This is a genomic window from Actinocorallia populi (assembly GCF_002995495.1).
GTDB lineage: Bacteria > Actinomycetota > Actinomycetes > Streptosporangiales > Streptosporangiaceae > Actinocorallia > Actinocorallia populi.
Genome location: NZ_PVZV01000004.1, coordinates 615,018 through 630,046 on the forward strand (window position 1 = coordinate 615,018; position 15,029 = coordinate 630,046).

A 15,029-nucleotide genomic window follows, 5' to 3' on the forward strand; every position below is an offset into this window, starting at 1 on the left:
TACGGCGACTGACCGAGAAACCCGGTCACCGACGCTCGGGGGCGTGCAGAGTGGTGACGTTGCACACATCCGGCGAGTGGTGAGGAGGCCGGCACGGATGGCAGAACCCCCCCCGAAGGAAGCAGAGCGGGCGCGATGGGTGCGCGCGCAGGGCCTGGCCCGAGGACTGAGCAGCGGGCAGATCGCGGCGGAGATCGCCGAACAGTGCGGTCCGCTGTTCAGCACCAGCCGGATCAAAGCCCACCGGCTGGCCAACGGGGTGGCTCTGTCGGACGTGGTGGCCCAGATGCGGGCGCTCTACGAGATGGACGGCAAGCCGCCCCCGAAGATCGGGGAGACCCTGCTGTCCGCCTACGAGAGCGGCTACAAACGCCCAGGTCCGGAGTACCTGCACTACCTCTGCCTGGTCTATCGCGTCGAACCCGGCGATCTCGGTTACCAGGGTCCCTGCGTCTGCGGCAGGGGCCACGAACAACGTTTCGGCGCCGGCACGCAGCTGTCGGCGATGCGGGACGAACCGGAAACCCTGATCGGCGCGGTCCTCGACCGCGGCTGGATCAACCAGCACATCGAGGGGGGGCTTCACCGCGCCGAGGCCTCCGGCTCGATCGACCTAGGAGAGGAGGACGTCGTGCTTCGCCGGACACTACTGCAGTTGCTGGCCGGAGCGGGCGTGGCGCTCGACGGCCAGTTCCTCGGAGCTGTGGACCAGCTCCGCAGGAAGATGGACGACACGCTCGTGAACGCGACGGTGTCGCCCACGATGCTCGACCAGTGGGAGGAGACGATCCTGGGGTACGGCCAGTCGTACCAGTCGACTCCGTCCCTGCGGATGCTCTGTGATGTCCTGCTGGACTTCAGCGAGGTCCGGCGCCTGTGCGACCAGCGCCAGCCGATCGAGCTCCAGGAGAGGCTCTGCCGGATAGCCGCCCAGCTGTCGGGGATCTCGGGGCTGATCATGATCAACCTCGGCGACCACCGGCTGGCCCGCTCGTTCTTCCGCACCGCGCGCACCGCCGCGGACGAGACCGGCGACCGCGGCCTGCGCGCCTGGGTGACCGTGCGGGAGTCCCTGCTCCCGCTGTACTACGGCGACCCCCGTGAGGCCCTGCACCTCGCCCGCAAGGCGCAGGACCTGGCCGGGCGCACCCCCAACGTCGCCGCGGCCATGGCTCCGGCCGTCGAGGCCCGCGCCCTGGGCCAGCTGGCCCTGCGCGGCCGCGCCGACGCGGCGCCGACCGCCCGCCGCGCACTCGTGCGCGGGCGCGCGGTGTTCGACCAGCTCTCCAAGAACGACACCACTGATCTGGTGTTCGGCTTCACCGACCGGCAGATGTCCTTCTACGAGGGGGACACCTACACCAACCTCGGTGACCACCAGAAGGGTGAGGAAGTGCTGCGGTACGCATTGACGCTCTACTCGCCGACGGAGGTCATCGACCGCACCCTGGTCAAGCTCGACCGTGCCGCGTGCTCCATGTACGCCGGCTCACCCGACCAGGCGGCCTCCCGGGCGCGGGAGGCCATCATGGACCTCGAGCCCGAGCACCGCTCCGACATCCTGATGCACCGGGCCCGCCAGCTCGCGGCCGCCGTGCAGCAGCAGCACGGCGACCTGCCCGAGCTGAGGGAGCTGCGCGAGGCGCTGGCCGGGCCGACCGTCCAGAGTCCGCTGGGTCCCGGTGAGGGCACGGGCGGGCCCGCCTCGCCGGCGGACCAGGCCTGAACGCGTGGGAACGGTTGAGAGAGGCGCCGGAACGAGGTTCCGGGGCCCGGAGAGGATGCAGGTCCGCTGGTTCGGCGACCTGCTGGTCCGGCGCTACCTGCCGGAGGACCATGCCGAAGTGCTGCTCCTGCACCGGGAGGGCCTGGCCCGGATCGGGTTGCGGCCGGGCGACGGCGTCTACTACGAACACGATCTGCACCGGTTGGAAGAGCTCTACCTCCAGGACGGCACGGGGGAGTTCCTCGTCGGCCTCCGGGAAGGGGCGCCCGTCGCCATGGGAGGGCTGCGCCGGGTGGACTCCTGGACGGGGGAGCTCGTCCGGTTGCGGGTCCGCCCGGAGTTGCAGCGCCACGGGTACGGGGCGGCCATGCTGTCGGCGTTGGAGGACCGGGCGAGGGAGCTGGGCTACGGTCGGCTCATCGGTGACACCACCGAGTTCCAGGGGGCCGCGCTGCAGCTGTACCGCAAGTTCGGCTGGAAGGAGACCGGCCGCAGGAGCATCAACGGGATCCTGAACATCTACGGAGAGAAGTACTTGTAACGCTGAGAAGTAATGTTCCTGCTTTTCGGGCGCCCGTTCCCGGCCGTGAGGCCGGGAACGGGCGCTCCGCCGTACCGGCATCACTCCAGGGCGAGCCCGGTGTGGCGGGCGAGGAAGGACATGGTGTCGACCGACAGGTCCACACTGCGGCTCAGCGAACGCGCCCCGTGCCCGACCTCGGCCTCGTTGCGCAGCAGGACCGGGCCGCCGCCGCCCGACGCGACGGCGTGCTGGAGCGCGGCGCACATCTTGCGGGCGTGCAGCGGGTCGACCCGGCTGTCGCTCTCGAACACGGTGAACAGCGTCGCCGGGTAGGCCACGCCCTCCTTCACGTGGTGGTACGGGGAGTAGTCCAGCAGCCACGCGAACTGCTCGGGGTCCTCGGCCGAGCCGTACTCCACGTTCCACGTCTGGCCCAGACCGAACTTCTCATACCGGATCATGTCCAGCAGCGGGGCGGAGCAGACGACCGCCGCGTACAGGTCGGGCCGCTGGGTGAGCGCCGCGCCCACCAGCAGCCCGCCGTTGGAGCCGCCGGAGATCGCCAGCCGGTCGGGCGCCGTCCAGCCGTCGGCGATGAGGCGTTCGGCCGCGGCGTGGAAGTCGTCGAAGACGTTCTGCTTGTTGCCGAGCATGCCGGCGCGGTGCCACTCCTCGCCCTCCTCGGAGCCGCCGCGCAGGTTGGCGATGGCGTAGACGCCGCCCGCCTCCACCCAGGCGAGGATGCCCGCCGAGTAGGCCGGGGTCAGCGAGACGTTGAAGCCGCCGTAGCCGTACAGGATGGTCGGCTTCGGGCCGCCTTCCAGGCTGCCGAGCACCAGCATCCGCACGGTGGTGCCGTCCTTGGAGGTGTAGGCGATCTGCCGCGCCTGGACGGCCGGGACCTCGACGCTGCCGGGAGGCGCCGCCCACAGCGTCGTCTCGCCGGTGCGGGCGTCGTAGTGCTGCACCCCGCCGGGGGTGACGCTGTCGGTGTAGCCGAACCATGCCTCGTGGCCGCCCTCGGGCCGCTCGACCAGGCCGCCGATGGAGCCGAGGCCCGGCAGCGGCACCTCGCCCAGCCGCTCGCCGGTGGCCAGGTCGTGGACGGTGATCTCGCTGACGGCGTGCCGCGTCCAGCCCGCCAGCAGCACCGGGCGCTCCAGGTCGTCGAGGATGGCGAAGTCGCTCAGCACCGCCTCGGCGTCCTCGGGGACGAGGTCCGTCCAGTTCTCGTACGCCAGGTCCGCCGGGTCGGCGACGGCCAGCCGGGCCCGCGGCGCGTCGCGGTCGGTGAAGACGTAGGCGCGCCCGTCACGGCCGAAGTGCACGCCCGTCTGGGCGTCCACGTCGAGCTGGACGGGCAGGAGCGCGGGGTTCTCCAGCGGGCTCGCGGACAGGTCGGCGTACCACAGGTCGTTGCGGGGCGCGGTGCCGCGGGAGGCCGAGATCGTCAGCCAGCGGCCGTCGCGGCTGACCGAGACCCCGTAGTAGTTGGTCTTCTCCATGCCCTCGCCGAAGACCAGGACGTCGTCGCGGTCCGGGTCGGTGCCCAGCCGGTGCAGGTAGACCCGCCGGTGGTACTGGTCCTCGCCCTCGGGCACCTGGTCGGCGGGCAGCCGGCGCACGTAGTAGAACGCCTCGCCGCCCGGCAGCCAGGCGACGTTGGTGTAGCGGCAGCGGTCGATGGGGCCCTCGACGGTGTCCCCGGTGGCCACGTCCATGACCGACAGCTTGGACTCCTCGTCGCCGCCGACCGACAGCTGGTAGGCCAGCAGCCGGCCCTCCTTGTCGGGCTGCCAGGCGTCCAGGGTGGTGGTGCCCGCGGCGTTCAGCGCGATCGGGTCGATCAGCGCGCGCTCGGTGCCGTCCGGGTCGACGGTGTAGAGGACCGACAGCTCCTGCTCGGCGGTGCGGCGCATGAAGAAGCGCCGCTCGCCGCGCCAGACGGGGGCCGAGACGTTGCCCGAGCCGAGCAGCTCGGTGATGCGGGCCCGGAGCCGCTCCCGGCCCGGCAGGCCGTCCACCTGCGCGTGGAACAGCTCGTCCTCCGCCCGCAGCCACTCCTTGGTCTCGGCGCTCTGCGCGTCCTCCAGCCAGCGGTACGGGTCGGCGACCCGATGTCCGTGGAGCTCTTCGACGATGTCCTGACGATGCGCTGCCGGGTAGTCCATGGGGGTCAGCCTACTCAGCGAAAGGCGGGGTGATCCGCTCCCCTGTGGATCGTCCGGCGGCCGGCGGCGCGCCGCCGGCCGCGCGCGTCCGGGGGCGGCTCCAACGGAAGCCTCACCCCCCGGACGTGACTGCGGTCGCCCCGAACAGGGCATAAAGGGGTAGCGCGAACCGCTTCTCATTGGTCACACTGTTGGACAGCGTGGGGTCGTCGACTCACTCGCCTGGAGGAGGTCCTCGTGGCGGATGTATCGGATTCGGCCGAGCCAGGTGCCCGGCCTCGGGATGCTCTGTGCGGTCTGTCGCGTTCGCGACCAGGCCGCAGACGACGACGAAGGCGGATACCGGCCGTCCCGCACCTCCGGGTGGAGGCGGGCTGATGCGCCAGGTCCTTCTCCTGAACGCGACGTATGAACCACTCACGACGCTGCCCCTGCGACGGGCGGTATGCCTCGTGCTGCGGGAGAAGGCGGAGGTCGTGCACCACGACTCCTCGGGCGCTCACCTGCGGTCCGCGAGCTCCTCCATGCAGGTGCCCTCGGTCATCAGGCTGCGGCGCTACGTCCGCATCCCCTTCCGGACCAGGATCCCGCTGACCCGGGCCGCGCTCATGCGGCGCGACAACTACCGGTGCGTCTACTGCGGCAAGAAGGCCGAGACCATCGACCACGTGCTCCCGCGCAGCAAGGGCGGCAAGCACACGTGGGAGAACTGCGTGGCCTCCTGCACCCCCTGCAACCACCGCAAGGCCGACCGGCTCCTGGAGGAGCTCGGCTGGTCCCTGGACATCCCCCCGGCCGTCCCGCGCGGCGCCCACTGGCGCCTGATCGGGCTGATCGGCTCCGACGGCGACCCCCAGTGGGCCGCCTACGTCACCGAACCCGCCGCATAGACTACGGACATGCCCCGCTACGACTACCGCTGCCGCTCCTGCGGCTCCACCTTCGAGCTGTCCCGCCCCATGTCGGCCTCGGGCGACCCCGCGGTCTGCCCCGAGGGCCACGACGACACCGTCAAACTGCTGTCCACCGTCGCGGTGACCGGCGGCGCCGCCGCTCCGGTCCAGCGCCCCTCCGGCGGCGGAGGCGGCTGCTGCGGCGGAGGCTGCTGCGGCTGACCCGCCCCAGAACGCCCCGCCGCGACTCCGCACGCCCGATCCGGGCCGCGACGAACGCGGAGCCGCCGACACTGATCATGCCGTGATCCCGCACGTCCCGTCCCGGCGGCGGGTTCGGCGCTCCCGGCCGTCAGGGCGGGCCCGCACCGCGGGCCGTACGCGTCGAGGCCCCCGCTTCCGGCTGGAAGCGGGGGCCTCTGCGTTGGGGTCCGGCGGGCGGCGTCGGGCCGGTCTAGCCGATGCCGCCGAGCTGGGAGACGTCGCGGGCGGCGCCGGTGGAGGCCGAGGTGGCCATGGCGGCGTAGGCCTGCAGGGCGGCGCTGACCGGGCGCTGGCGGTCCTTGGGGCGGTGGCCGCCGAGGTCGGCCAGGAGCTTCTCGCGGCGGGCGGCCAGCTCCTCCTCGGGGACGTCCAGTTCCAGGACGCGGCGCGGGATGTCGATGACGACGCGGTCGCCGTCCTCCACCAGGGCGATCTTGCCGCCGGCCGCGGCCTCGGGGGAGGCGTGGCCGATGGACAGGCCGCTGGTGCCGCCGGAGAAGCGGCCGTCGGTGATCAGCGCGCAGGCCTTGCCCAGGCCCCGGCCCTTGAGGAAGGACGTGGGGTAGAGCATCTCCTGCATGCCGGGACCGCCCCGCGGACCCTCGTAGCGGATCACCACGACGTCACCGGCCTTGACCTTCTTGCCGAGGATGCCCTCGACCGCGTCCTCCTGGGACTCGAAGACCACCGCGGGGCCGGAGAACGTCCACAGCTCCTCCTCGACGCCCGCGGTCTTCACGATCGCGCCGTCGGGGGCGATGTTGCCGTACAGCACCGCCAGGCCGCCGTCCTTGGTGTAGGCGTGCTCGACCGAGCGGACGCAGCCGTTCTCCCGGTCCAGGTCCAGGGCGTCCCAGCGGGTGTCCTGGCTGTAGGCCTCGGTGGTGCGCACCCCGCCGGGCGCGGCGTGGTACAGCTCCAGCGCGTCGGGCCTGACCTGCTCCGAGCGCGGGTCCCAGGCGTCCAGGAACTCGCCCAGCGACGAGCCGTGGATGGTGTGCACGTCGCGGTGCAGCAGCCCGGCGCGGTCCAGTTCGCCCAGCAGGGCGGGGATGCCGCCGGCGCGGTGCACGTCCTCGACGTGGTACTTGGCGGTGGCGGGCGCGACCTTGCAGATGCAGGGCACCCGGCGGGAGAGCTCGTCGATCTCCTTGAGGCCGAAGTCGACGTTCGCCTCGCGGGCCGCGGCCAGCAGGTGCAGGATCGTGTTGGTCGAGCCGCCCATGGCCACGTCCAGGGCCATCGCGTTCTCGAAGGCGTCGCGGGTGGCGATCGACAGCGGCAGGACGGAGGCGTCGTCCTGCTCGTAGTAGCGCCGGGAGATGTCCATGATGACGCGCCCGGCCTCCTGGAAGAGGGCCTTGCGGGCGGCGTGGGTGGCCAGCGTGGTGCCGTTGCCCGGCAGCGCCAGGCCGAGGGCCTCGGTGAGGCAGTTCATCGAGTTGGCGGTGAACATGCCCGAGCAGGAGCCGCAGGTCGGGCAGGCGTTCTCCTCCAGCTCGTCCAGCTCCTCCTGGGAGACGGACTCGTCGGCCGCGGCGATCATCGGGTCGATGAGGTCGAGCTTGCGCACGGTCTTGGCGGTGCCGTCGACGACGGTGACCTTGCCGGCCTCCATCGGGCCGCCGGAGACGAAGACGGTGGGGATGTTCAGCCGCAGCGCGGCGATGAGCATGCCCGGGGTGATCTTGTCGCAGTTCGATAGGCAGATCAGCGCGTCGGCGCAGTGCGCCTCGACCATGTACTCGACGGCGTCGGCGATCAGCTCGCGCGAGGGCAGCGAGTAGAGCATGCCGTGGTGGCCCATGGCGATGCCGTCGTCGACCGCGATGGTGTTGAACTCCCGCGGGATTCCGCCCGCCTCGCGGACGGCCTCGGCCACGACCTGGGCGACCTCGCGCAGGTGGACGTGGCCCGGCACGAACTGGGTGAAGCTGTTGGCGATCGCGATGATCGGCTTGCCGAAGTCCTCGCGGGCGACGCCGGTGGCGCGCAGCAGGGCGCGCGCGCCCGCCATGTTGCGGCCGTGGGTGACCGTACGAGACCTGAGCGGAGGCATGAAGGGACTCTCCCAACCGTGGATCTGAAGGTGGGCGGCCCCGGGTGGGGGCGTCACGAAGGAAGTCGGTGCACCCCAGCCTACCGAACGACGGCACCCCGCCCGCTCCCGGCGGGGTGCGCTCGCCTCCATGCCGGAGATCGGCGGTCAGTCGAACTTGGACGGCAGGATCTTGGCGGCGGCGTCGGCGATCCTGGCGACCTCCTCGTCCGTCAGGACCTTGGGGCGTTTTCGCAGGTAATTCCTGGCTTTTCCACCCGAGTAGACGTCCACGTTGCGCACGGTCATCACCCGCCACGGCACGGACGGGCCGTAGATCGCCACCGACGGCTGGACCGGGATCTCCTGGCCCAGCGTCAGGCTGAGCAGCCGGCTGGCCTGGTTGGCCTCCCAGCGCGCCTCGTCCAGCCGGTCCTTCTTCTCGAACGGCCCGTGGAACAGCCTCGTGTGCGACAGGGTGCGCACCGGGAGCCGCTTGTCCCAGGACTCGGAGTCGATCGCGAAGACCCCCGTCGGGCCGATCACCAGGTGGTCGATCTGCCCGTCGCTGACGCCGTCGTCGTCGCGGGGGATGGACCGGGCGTGCAGCACCCGCCAGCCCTTCTTGCTCAGGCCGCTCAGCTGCTTGGCGGTCTTGCGCTCGGCCGGCGACGCGCGGGGCCCGCCGTCCCCCGCCCTGGCCTTGCGGATCGTGTCCGCGACCACCGCGACCACCGCGGCCGTCAGGCCGATGCGGGGGTCGAAGACGATCGCGAACAACAGGCCGACGACGGCGGCGAACGCCACCCGCAGGATCCACCGGCGCACGTCGGGACGGGCCAGGATCTCGCGGAAGTCGAGGTTCCCGCCGCCCTCCGGCGGCTGCCCTCGGGCGTCGCCGGTCTCGCCACGGTCGGTCATGGCCATAGCTCAACCCCTCTTCGGGAAACGGACGCTTCGTGATCAGCCGGCCTCGGGGACATGATCCTCTGCGCGCAGGGTAACCACGTGCGCCCGCGGCCGCCTAGGGGGGTCCGGTTAACAGTTTTCTTGCCTGCCCGACCGGATTGACAACATTTACCGGCGGGTAAGTTCTTCTGCCCGGCACTTACTGCCGCCAGATCACGACCAGCGCGCAGTCGTCGTCGTGCGCGTCCGACATCGACTGGACGATCTCCCGCGCGCCCCGGCGGAAGCCCTGGGGGATCAGCCGCTCGGCCTCGCCCAGCAGAGCGTCGATGCCGGCGTCCAGGTCCCGGCCGGGGATCTCCACCAGGCCGTCGGTGTAGAGCATGAGCGCGTCGCCCGGCCGGAGGCGGCCGCTCTCCGGCTCGCACTTGAGGTCGGGCACCACGCCCAGCACCACGCCCTTGGCGGTGCCGACCTGCCAGGTGCCGCTGGAGGCGACGAACTTGACGGCCGGGGGGTGCCCGGCGGACTCCACGGTGTACTCACCGCTCTCCAGGTCGACCACCACGTGGACGGCGGTGACGAAGCCCTCGTCCCAGCGCTGCCGGTGGAGGTAGGTGTTGCAGGCCGACAGGAACGTCTCGGCGCGGACCGAGCCGAGCAGCCCGCCGAACGCCCCGGAGAGCATGAGCGCCCGGGTGCCGGCCTCGATGCCCTTGCCCGAGACGTCCACCAGCGCGACCTCCAGGAGGTCGCGGCCGTCGTCGGAGAGGTGCCGGCAGGAGACCACGAAGTCGCCGCCGAAGGAGGAGCCGCCCGCCTGCGCCAGCTCGACCTTGCTGTCCCAGCCCTGCGGCAGCGCCGGGATCTGGCCCTGGCGGTTGAGCCGGTCGCGCAGCTCCAGCAGCATCGACTCGCCGCGCAGGCCCTGGACGCCCAGCTGCTGGCGGGTGCGCGAGAGCGACAGGCCGAGCAGGGTGGTCAGCGCGAGGGTGATGACGATGCCGGGGGAGAAGCTGCGCTCCAGGGCGAAGGAGTCGATGCTCAGCACCACGGCGACCACGACGAGCAGCGCGCTGAAGGCGCGCACCCGCAGCACCAGCCCGCCGGCCAGGACGATGAGCACCAGGGCGCTGGGCGGGAACCAGCGCTGGGAGACCAGGAGCGTTCCCAGGCACATGAGCGCCGAGGCCAGGGCCAGGGCGGCGAAGAGGTAGCGCTCGCGGACCCGGCCGCGCCGCAGCCAGCGGTAGAGGGTCACCAGGAAGGGCACGCGCCTCAGCTGGGCACGTACCTTCGGCGGGAGCAGGTGAACCAGGCGCTGAAGCATGTCGCCCGCCACTGTACCGAGCGAAACGCGCGGAGGGCGGTAATCCACCGCACCCTTACCTTCATGGCATCGCTTGACCCTTGCTGTTGCGACTTACTTGCAATTAATCTGGACGGGTTCCCACCGGAACAAGACCCCCTGATGAGGGAGGAATGCCGCTGTGCATGTTCCCGACGGGTTCATCGACGCTCCGGTGTCGGCGGTCGCGGGAGTGATCGCCGCAGCCGGGATCGCGGTGTCGCTGCGCGGCTCACGCCGCGAGCTGGACGACCTCACCGCCCCGCTGGCCGGGCTCACCGCCGCCTTCGTCTTCGCCGCCCAGATGCTCAACTTCCCCGTCGCCGGCGGCACCAGCGGCCACCTGCTGGGCGGGGCGCTCGCCGCCATCCTGGTCGGGCCGTTCACCGGGGTCCTGGTGGTCTCGGTGGTGCTGGCCGTCCAGGCGCTGATCTTCGCCGACGGCGGCCTGACCGCCCTCGGGGTGAACATCACGATCATGGCGGTGGTGACGGCCGCCGTCGGGTACGGGGTGTTCCGCCTCCTGGTGAGGGTGCTGCCGCGCTCCCGGCCGAGCGCGACGGCCGCGGCGTTCGTCGCGGCGCTGGTCTCGGTGCCCGCCTCCGCCCTGTCCTTCGTCGCCTTCTACGCCGTGGGCGGAACCACCGACGTCCCCCTGTCCACGGTCGTCCCGGCGATGCTGGGCGTGCACGTCCTCATCGGCCTGGGCGAGGCGCTGATCACCGCGCTGACGGTCTCCAGCGTGCTGGCCGTCCGGCCCGACCTGGTCCACGGGGCCCGCGGCCTGTCCGAACCGCTGAGGCTGGTCGTGAACGAACCGCGCAGGCCCGAGGAGGCGGCGAGCTGATGAGCCTGAGGAGACTGCTGGCCCTGGGCGTCCTCGTCGCCGCCGTCCTGGCCGGGATCGTCAGCTACTACGCCAGTTCCCACCCCGACGGCCTGGAACGGGTCGCCGAGGACAAGGGCTTCAACGCCGAGGAGAAGGACCACGCGCTGGGGGACTCCCCGCTGGCCGACTACGGGGTGAAGGGCGTGGCGGACGAGCGCGCCTCCGTGGGCCTGTCCGGGATCATCGGCGTGGGCGTGGTCCTCGTCGCGGGGACGGGGCTCTTCTGGATGCTGCGCGGCCGTCCGGACGGCGGGGGCGAACCGGCCGAACCGGCAGGGAAGACGCGCGCCTGAGATGGGCGCGGGGCACGCTCACCCGATGTACCGGCCGGGGGACTCGCCGGTGCACCGGCTGCCCCCGCACTGCAAGATCCTCGCCGTGCTCGGCTTCGTGCTGGCCGTGGTCGCCACCCCGCGCGAGCAGATGTGGGCCTTCGCGGTCTACGCGCTGCTGCTCGCGGGAGCGGCCGCGTTCGCCGGGGTCCCGTACGGGCACGTCGCCCGGCGGGTGCTGATCGAGGTCCCGTTCGTGGGGTTCGCCTTCCTGCTGCCGTTCCTGGCCACCGGCCCCCGGGTGGAGGTGCTCGGCCTGGAGGTGAGCCAGAACGGCCTGTGGGGGGCCTGGAACATCCTGGCCAAGGGGACGCTCGGCGTGGTCGCCTCGATCCTGCTGGCCACCACCACCGAGCCCAGGGTGCTGCTGCTGGGCGTCGAGCGGCTGCGCGTCCCGCCGCTGCTCACCCAGATCGCCACTTTCATGTTCCGCTACGGCGACGTGGTGGTGGCGGAGATGCGCCGGATGAGGACGGCCCGCGCGGCCCGCGGCTTCGAGGCCCGCGACCTGCGCGACGCCCGGATCCTGGGACGCTCCCTCGGCGCGCTGTTCCTGCGCTGCTTCGAGCGGGGCGAGCGGGTCCACCTGGCCATGCTCAGCCGCGGCTACGACGGTCGGATGCCCGTTCTGCTGAGGACCGACGCCTCCGGCGGCCAGTGGGCGGCCAGCGCGGTCCTGCCCGCCACCGCCGCGGCGGTCTCGCTGGCTGCTTGGATGGCGCAGTGGACGCTTCTCTGAAGGTCAGCGGGCTGGCCTACGCCTACCCGGACGGCACGCAGGCCCTGTTCGGCGTGGACGTCACCATCGGCAGGGGCGAGCGGGTCGCGCTCCTGGGGCCCAACGGGGCGGGCAAGACGACGTTCGTGCTGCACCTGAACGGGATCCTGCACGGCGGGGCCGGGACGGTGCGCGTCGGCGGCATGGAGGTCGACCCCCGCGACAAGAAGGCGCTCAGGGAGATCCGCCGCCGGGTCGGCCTGGTCTTCCAGGACCCCGACGACCAGCTGTTCATGCCGACCGTCCGCGAGGACGTGGCGTTCGGCCCGGCGAACCTGGGCGTGCGCGGCGCGGAGCTGGAGCGCAGGGTCGCCGCGGCGCTGGAGCGGGTCGGCATGGCGCACGTGGCCGACCGGGCGCCCCAGCACCTGAGCTTCGGGCAGCGCCGGCGCGTGGCCGTGGCGACGGTCCTGGCGATGGAGCCGGAGATCCTGGTGCTGGACGAGCCGTCGTCCAACCTCGACCCTGCCTCGCGCCGGGAGCTCGCCGAGATCCTGTCGTCGCTGGACGTCACGGTGCTGATGGTCACCCACGACCTGCCGTACGCGGCGCAGCTGTGCCCGCGCTCGCTCGTCCTGTCCGGCGGGGTGGTCGTGGCGGACGGGCCGACGCACGAGCTGCTGGCCGACGAGCGGCTCATGGCCGAGCACCGGCTGGAGCTGCCCTACGGGTTCGTCGTCCCGCAGCGCTCCTGACGAAGTCCCCGTCCTCTGACGGTGCGTTCCGGTTGCGCCACCCCCGGTGATCCACCAGACTGACCATGACAACGGTTTTCATTGTTATGTCTCATCGTCGTGCCGTGCCGGGCACCGAACATCAGGGGGGAAGCGTGAAGGTCGCTTTCGTGGGCAAGGGCGGTAGCGGGAAGACGACGCTCTCGTCGTTGTTCGTCCGCCACCTGGCCGGGGTCGGGCTGCCCGTCGTGGCCGTGGACGCCGACATCAACCAGCACATGGGCACCGCGCTCGGGCTGCCGGAGGGGCTCGCGGCCCCGGCGCTGGGCGACCACCTGCCGGCGCTCAAGGAGTACCTGCGCGGGGACAACCCGCGGATCTCCTCGGCCGCCGCGATGGTCAAGACGACGCCGCCCGGCGCGGGCTCCCGGCTGCTGCGCCTGCACGGCCCCGACCCGTTCCACACCGAATACGCGCTCGCCCTGCAGCCGGGCCTGTCCCTCCTGGCCACCGGCCCGTTCACCGACGACGACCTGGGCGTGGCGTGCTACCACTCCAAGACCGGCGCGGTGGAGCTGTACCTCAACCACCTGGTCGACGGTCCGGGCGAGTACGTCGTGGTCGACATGACCGCCGGGGCCGACACCTTCGCGTCGGGGCTGTTCACCCGGTTCGACGTGATGTTCCTGGTGGCCGAGCCGACCCGCAAGGGGGTGAGCGTCTACCGGCAGTACACCGAGTACGCCCGGGACTACGACGTCGCGATCAAGGTCGTCGGCAACAAGGTCCACGACGAGGAGGACGTCGCCTACCTGCGCGAGCACGTGGGGGAGGACCTGCTGACCTGGTTCGGGCACTCCCCGGCGGTGCGGGCGATCGAGCAGGGGCGGCCCGGCGCCGCCCTGGAGGACGCCGGCGTCGCGGCCCTGGACGTGCTGCGCAAGGCCGTCGACGAACGGGTCAAGGACTGGCCGAAATACCTGGAGCAGGCCGCGGAGTTCCACCGCAGGAACGCCCGCAGCTGGGCCAACCGGGCGGTCGGCGAGGACCTGGAGGCGCAGATCGACCCCGGATTCGCCTTCCCCGGCTGAGCTTGGGAGACTTGGCGCATGCGAGTTCACCTGGGATCCGACCACGCCGGCTACGAGTTGAAGGAGCACCTGGTCGGGTGGCTCAAGGCGGCCGGCCACGAGCCCGTCGACGCCGGACCGTCGGTCTACGACGCCCTCGACGACTACCCGCCGTTCGTGCTGCGCGCCGCCGAGGCCGTCGCGGCCGACCCCGGTTCGCTGGGCATCGTGCTGGGCGGCTCGGGCAACGGCGAGGCCATCGCCGCCAACAAGGTCAAGGGCGTGCGCGCCGCGCTGGCGTGGAGCGAGGCCACCGCGACGCTGGCGCGCGAGCACAACGACGCCAACGTCATCAGCATCGGGGCGCGCCAGCACTCGCTGGCGGAGGCCACCCGGTTCGTGGAGCTGTTCCTGGCCACGCCGTACTCCGACGAGTCCCGGCACACCCGCCGGATCGAGATGCTCAGCGCGTACGAGACCACCGGCGAGCTTCCGCCGCTGCCCTAACCCTGCTCGCCGCGTTTGCGGAGCCTGCGAAGACGCTGCCGTTCTCCCTTGCTGGACTTCGGCGGCGTCTTCGGCGTCGCGGCCTCTCCGGCAGGCGTCGCGGCCTCCGGTACGGGCACGGCGGGCGCGGGTCCGGCGCTCTCGGCGGGTCCGTCGGCGGGGGGCCCGCCGGGTCCGGGACGGGAGACGTCCCGGACCCGCATCGCCACCCCGAGGGTGATCCGCAGCTGCTGGGCCATGGACTCGGCGGTACCCGCCGGATGACTACTCGAAACTGGGCGAAACGTCTCGAGAGCGCTTGAGTTCAAAGAAACCGGGCGTACCGGCCACAAGGCGCACTCCGTCCCAGAGTCGGACGGCGTCCTCGCCGCGGGGGATCGGGGTGACCACCGGGCCGAAGAAGGCGACGCCCTCGACCTCGATGACCGGGGTGCCGACGTCCTGGCCGACCTTGTCGATGCCGACCCGGTGGGAGGCGCGCAGCGCGCCGTCGTACTGCTCGTCCTTGGCGGCGCCGATCAGCTCCGCGTCGAGGCCCGCGGCCTCCAGCGCCTCGGCGACGACCTCGTCGCCCACCCCGCGGCCCTGGTCGTGGATCCGGGTGCCGAGCTCGGTGTAGAGGGCGCCCAGGACCTGCGCGCCGTACTTCTGCTCGGCGGCGATCGCCACCCGTACCGGGCCCCAGGCCTTCTGCATCATCTCGACGTACTGGGCGGGCAGCTCGCGCCCCTCGTTGAGGACCGCGAGGGACATCACGTGCCAGCGCGGCTCGATCGGGCGCAGCTTCGCGACCTCGTGGATCCACCGGGACGTGATCCAGGCCCACGGACACATCGGGTCAAACCAGAAATCGACCGGGACTTTCTCGTTTTCGGACAAGCCAGGCTCCTAGCGGAAGGTGTTCTCC

General features: G+C 71.8%; 16 protein-coding genes. 10 read left to right on the plus strand and 6 right to left on the minus strand.

From position 1 onward, the window contains the following. The first annotated feature begins 97 nt into the window (after window positions 1–97). Together C2865_RS19625 and C2865_RS19630 are read left to right on the plus strand one after the other, a co-directional pair. Complete coding sequence (locus C2865_RS19625) at window positions 98–1,726, plus strand: NsdA family TPR-like regulatory protein (protein ID WP_232835706.1); 1,629 nt, start codon at window positions 98–100, stop codon at window positions 1,724–1,726. Between the two features lie 55 nt (window positions 1,727–1,781). Then, entirely contained in the window at window positions 1,782–2,267 is a 486-nt protein-coding gene (locus C2865_RS19630) for a GNAT family N-acetyltransferase (RefSeq protein WP_106399922.1), read from the plus strand. Between the two features lie 80 nt (window positions 2,268–2,347). Here C2865_RS19630 and C2865_RS19635 read toward each other — a convergent pair whose 3' ends face one another. Continuing rightward, entirely contained in the window at window positions 2,348–4,420 is a 2,073-nt protein-coding gene (locus C2865_RS19635) for a prolyl oligopeptidase family serine peptidase (protein WP_232835707.1), read from the minus strand. 377 nt (window positions 4,421–4,797) lie between these two features. On the opposite strand from C2865_RS19635, the gene C2865_RS19640 reads away from it, so the two are divergent. Together C2865_RS19640 and C2865_RS19645 are read left to right on the plus strand one after the other, a co-directional pair. After that, the gene (locus tag C2865_RS19640; protein ID WP_106399923.1) at window positions 4,798–5,310 is read left to right on the plus strand and encodes an HNH endonuclease; all 513 of its coding nucleotides are present in this window, start codon (window positions 4,798–4,800) and stop codon (window positions 5,308–5,310) included. A 9-nt stretch (window positions 5,311–5,319) separates the two neighbouring features. Beyond that, window positions 5,320–5,535 (plus strand): FmdB family zinc ribbon protein, encoded by a 216-nt coding sequence (locus C2865_RS19645; RefSeq protein WP_106399924.1) that lies wholly within the window; start codon window positions 5,320–5,322, stop codon window positions 5,533–5,535. Between the two features lie 232 nt (window positions 5,536–5,767). Here C2865_RS19645 and ilvD read toward each other — a convergent pair whose 3' ends face one another. The 3 genes from ilvD to C2865_RS19660 all read right to left on the minus strand — a co-directional run bounded on the left by ilvD (window position 5,768) and on the right by C2865_RS19660 (window position 9,854). Beyond that, a complete protein-coding gene (gene ilvD, locus C2865_RS19650) occupies window positions 5,768–7,636 on the minus strand; it encodes a dihydroxy-acid dehydratase (protein ID WP_106399925.1) in 1,869 nt (622 codons plus the stop codon). Between the two features lie 147 nt (window positions 7,637–7,783). Further along, window positions 7,784–8,536, minus strand: a complete 753-nt coding sequence (locus tag C2865_RS19655; RefSeq protein ID WP_232835708.1) for a nuclease-related domain-containing protein — start codon at window positions 8,534–8,536, stop codon at window positions 7,784–7,786. Between the two features lie 187 nt (window positions 8,537–8,723). Further along, window positions 8,724–9,854 carry a PP2C family protein-serine/threonine phosphatase gene (locus C2865_RS19660; protein WP_106400079.1) on the minus strand — a complete coding sequence of 377 codons (1,131 nt, stop codon included), beginning with the start codon at window positions 9,852–9,854 and terminating at the stop codon, window positions 8,724–8,726. 160 nt (window positions 9,855–10,014) lie between these two features. Between C2865_RS19660 and C2865_RS19665 the strand changes: the two genes are divergently transcribed. The 6 genes from C2865_RS19665 (at window position 10,015) to C2865_RS19685 (ending at window position 14,122) form a co-directional block, all read left to right on the plus strand. Beyond that, window positions 10,015–10,719: an energy-coupling factor ABC transporter permease gene (locus C2865_RS19665; protein WP_198653433.1), complete on the plus strand. Its 705-nt coding sequence runs from the start codon at window positions 10,015–10,017 to the stop codon at window positions 10,717–10,719. Further along, window positions 10,719–11,054: a PDGLE domain-containing protein gene (locus C2865_RS40090; protein WP_198653434.1), complete on the plus strand. Its 336-nt coding sequence runs from the start codon at window positions 10,719–10,721 to the stop codon at window positions 11,052–11,054. The genes C2865_RS19665 and C2865_RS40090 overlap by 1 nt, the downstream gene beginning before the upstream one ends. 25 nt (window positions 11,055–11,079) lie before the next feature. Continuing rightward, a complete protein-coding gene (cbiQ, locus tag C2865_RS19670; RefSeq protein ID WP_332873375.1) occupies window positions 11,080–11,832 on the plus strand; it encodes a cobalt ECF transporter T component CbiQ in 753 nt (250 codons plus the stop codon). Next, entirely contained in the window at window positions 11,817–12,566 is a 750-nt protein-coding gene (locus C2865_RS19675; RefSeq protein ID WP_106399928.1) for an energy-coupling factor ABC transporter ATP-binding protein, read from the plus strand. Before cbiQ ends, C2865_RS19675 begins: the two co-directional genes overlap by 16 nt. A gap of 134 nt (window positions 12,567–12,700) precedes the next feature. Continuing rightward, on the plus strand, window positions 12,701–13,636 hold the full coding sequence (locus C2865_RS19680; protein ID WP_198653435.1) for an ATP-binding protein: 936 nt from the start codon (window positions 12,701–12,703) through the stop codon (window positions 13,634–13,636). 18 nt (window positions 13,637–13,654) lie between these two features. After that, complete coding sequence (locus C2865_RS19685) at window positions 13,655–14,122, plus strand: ribose-5-phosphate isomerase (RefSeq protein WP_106399929.1); 468 nt, start codon at window positions 13,655–13,657, stop codon at window positions 14,120–14,122. Here the strand turns inward: C2865_RS19685 and C2865_RS39495 are convergent. Then, a complete protein-coding gene (locus C2865_RS39495; protein WP_157963810.1) occupies window positions 14,119–14,361 on the minus strand; it encodes a hypothetical protein in 243 nt (80 codons plus the stop codon). The two genes, C2865_RS19685 and C2865_RS39495, sit on opposite strands and share 4 nt — an antisense overlap. A gap of 25 nt (window positions 14,362–14,386) precedes the next feature. Next, window positions 14,387–15,001, minus strand: a complete 615-nt coding sequence (locus tag C2865_RS19695) for a mycothiol-dependent nitroreductase Rv2466c family protein (RefSeq protein WP_106399931.1) — start codon at window positions 14,999–15,001, stop codon at window positions 14,387–14,389. Window positions 15,002–15,029 lie beyond the last annotated feature (28 nt).